Source organism: Corallococcus terminator (assembly GCF_003611635.1).
Taxonomy (GTDB): domain Bacteria; phylum Myxococcota; class Myxococcia; order Myxococcales; family Myxococcaceae; genus Corallococcus; species Corallococcus terminator.
In genome coordinates, this window is the sequence record NZ_RAVZ01000697.1 from 1 (window position 1) to 1223 (window position 1223).

1 pseudogene is annotated in these 1223 nt (G+C 68.6%); it reads right to left on the reverse strand.

What is annotated here, in order from left to right:
* Positions 1–1163 (reverse strand): annotated as a pseudogene (locus tag D7V88_RS41590) (IS3 family transposase); the annotation flags it as partial.
* Between the last annotated feature and the right edge of the window lie 60 nt (positions 1164–1223).

Consider the following 1223-nt stretch of genomic DNA (forward strand, 5'->3'; position numbering starts at 1 on the left):
GTGCTCGTTGTACCGGTGGGCCCACTCCAGCAGGGCCAATCGGAGTTCCTCCACGGCGGCGAAGGTGCGCACCCAGAGCAGTTGCTCCTTGAGGGTGCGGATGAAGCGCTCGGCGCAGCCATTGCCCTCGGGACTGCGGACGAAGGAAGGGCTGGACCTGGCCCCAAGGAAACGCAGCTCGTCCTGGAAGGCGTCGGAGGTGTACTGGCTGCCGTTGTCGTGGCGGATGGACAACCCCGCTGCCACGCCCCGGCCATACGCACCGAAGCGGGCCTTGACGCCCTGGCGAATGGGCTCGAGGGCCTCGAAGCGGGTGCCCACCTTGGAGGCGTGGATGCCAACGCACTCGGAGGTGCCATGGTCGACGGCGATGAAGACGGTGGCCTGCCCCTCCAGCGTTGTCACGGTGCAGGTGGCGTCGGTGCCCCACATGACGTCGGGCTTGTCGGTGGTAATCGTGCCGTCGTGGTTGCGCGGTCCCAGCACCCGGCGGGCCCTGCCCGGTGCCAGCAACCCCGCCTCACGCATCAGCCGCAGGCAGCGAGCCTTCGAAGTGCGCACACTCTGGGCGCGCAGCCGAGCCCATACCTTGCGGTGCCCCTCGCCCAGGAAGGGCGAGGCGGACAGCACGCCGCGGATGGCTTCCAGCAGCGCCTCGTCCGTGAGCGCTGTCTTCGGGCCACGTCGGGCCGCCGGGAGGGGCAGGGCCTGGCGACGGGCACGGTGCCGGTACACGGTGGCACGTGGCAACCGCCAGGTAGCTGTCACGAGCGCCAGTCCGTACGGCTTGCCGCTGGAAGGCGAGAGGCTGGCGCTCATCCTCTCGACTTCCTCCAGGGAAAAACCGGCGCGTTCCCCTCCAGCAGCCGGGCCTTCTCGGCGAGCAGCTCGTTCTTCATCATCAGCTCACCCACCATGGCCTTGAGCCGTAGCACCTCGTCGTCCGCGGGCTCCGGCTCGCGGCTCTTGAGGTTCGCCTCGGCTCCGGCCAGGAACTTCTCCCGCCACTCGCTCAACACCGCCGCCGTGACGCCCAGCTCCCGCGAGAGCACGTCGAGCTCCTCGCCCTTGAGCAACCGGAGCACCGCCTCCTTCTTCCGCTTCGCGGAGAACCGGCCGCGCTCCGACGTCCTGTCCTGCTTCTGCTGCTTCTTCACATCCACCTCACGAGGGGGAGGCTATCCCCCAGAAAGGTGTCTCAGAAAATCCTGGGGCGGAGGAGG